This is a genomic window from Nonomuraea sp. NPDC003804 (assembly GCF_040610675.1).
Lineage (GTDB): Bacteria > Actinomycetota > Actinomycetes > Streptosporangiales > Streptosporangiaceae > Nonomuraea.
Window position 1 is genome coordinate 1 of the sequence record NZ_JBEXMT010000097.1, and the last position, 1,445, is coordinate 1,445.

At 58.9% G+C, this 1,445-nt stretch carries 2 protein-coding genes; one reads left to right on the forward strand and one right to left on the reverse strand.

Features of this window, described 5'->3' with window-relative positions; genetic code table 11:
* Positions 1-235 (forward strand): hypothetical protein (locus ABZX22_RS45000; RefSeq protein ID WP_354923463.1); only part of this gene is annotated, 235 nt, incomplete at its 5' end.
* A 65-nt stretch (positions 236-300) separates the two neighbouring features.
* On the opposite strand, the gene ABZX22_RS45005 is transcribed toward ABZX22_RS45000, so the two are convergent.
* A complete protein-coding gene (locus tag ABZX22_RS45005; protein ID WP_198113257.1) occupies positions 301-501 on the reverse strand; it encodes a hypothetical protein in 201 nt (66 codons plus the stop codon).
* Between the last annotated feature and the right edge of the window lie 944 nt (positions 502-1,445).

Below are 1,445 nucleotides of genomic sequence, written 5' to 3' on the forward strand. Positions count from 1 at the left end.
TGCATTAAACAGATTCCTAGTGAAATTATTGCTTACTCTCACGAAGAGAAATCTAGTAACGCGGGTCTCGGTTGAGTTGACGGGAGGCGCACCGACTGGACCGGCAGACATCGGCCCGATTGACCGTTCTGGAATTGACCAGGATGATGGTCCGCAAGGCACTGCCTCCAAGGAGGATTTGTTGCGACATGCCGTTTTTGGGGCCATTCCCAACCAATATGGAGTGGTGCGGTAAACGCCGGAGGCGTGCATAGCTGAAGAGCATTCGCGGGGCGCCCGCGCGCAGAGATGGACGCCCTTTCAACCGTGGCTGTCCACCCACGCTCGGCACCATCTGAGGCCCGCGAGTTCAGCTTCGTTCTCCGTCTCAAAACTACCGAGCACGCCCGAGGTTTCAACGAGCTTGTTGTTTCGCGTGATGGTGCCGCTGGCAGCAAATCCGTCGCCCTGCCGGATGGCATGTCCCCAAATCGAATACCCTCGGTACAGCTCTGCGTCCATAAGCGGGTCACCGCTGGCTGGGCGCCGGGTCAATCAACGCGCAGTACATGGCTTTCGGAGTCAGCATAGGCGGGAGTTTCTGCGTGCCGTGAACTAGGTTGATGGGACGGGTGCGCCACGCGTGGACATTCCGTTGGTTTCAGCTTCTCAGCGTGAGTCGTTCATGGTGCCGACTCGAAATCGGCCAACTTCACTCGAAATCTATCAATAAAAGCCGCGTATCGGCGAAAGTCATCGAAATTCACCAAGACCGTTTCCTTGCTGGCCGTCTCGCTGGCGTTGCATTCGGAACGCATGTGATTCGCGTCGACCATGTTGGGGGCGCGCACTGGCGCGGGGACGTACCAGGCACACCATCGGCTCCGATGACCATCCGTTGTCCGGCGGCCACCGTAAGCGCAGCCGGCGGATTGTTCTTGACGGCATTTGCCATCATCGATTACCTTTTGGTCGTTCGCACTTCTCCGCGAGCTCCGTTACCTCGCTGCATACAGCGAATCTACTTAAAACCCAGGCGATGTTGTCGCTCGGCCAATGGATTCGTTCGCACAGAGGTATACATGCAGAAGAGCTCAGCATCCACCAGCAACTCCCGCTGTCGTAATCTTTCGACCACCCCAAGCCGCCGTGTCATCTGGGCCAGCAACCCGTTTGTGGGCCGGCTCGGCACATACGTCGGCATCGCCCTCGAAGCTTCGCGCCTGTCGGTGGCAATAGACACGCCCGGCCGCCCGCGCTGGGTTCCCGCAGATGAGGCGCTTTCCTCGGCAGAAGCATGCGCGTGGTCTGCATCGGGATTCAATCGCAACTGAGACGGGCAGTGAGCATCGCGGCACGGCTGCTCCGGGACTCGCGGATGCCTGCGCTTGTGCGGAGAGAACCGATTCGCCGGTGAGACGAGTGGTTGCAGGCAAGTATCGGGGCAATTGGAGCACAACCTTCTA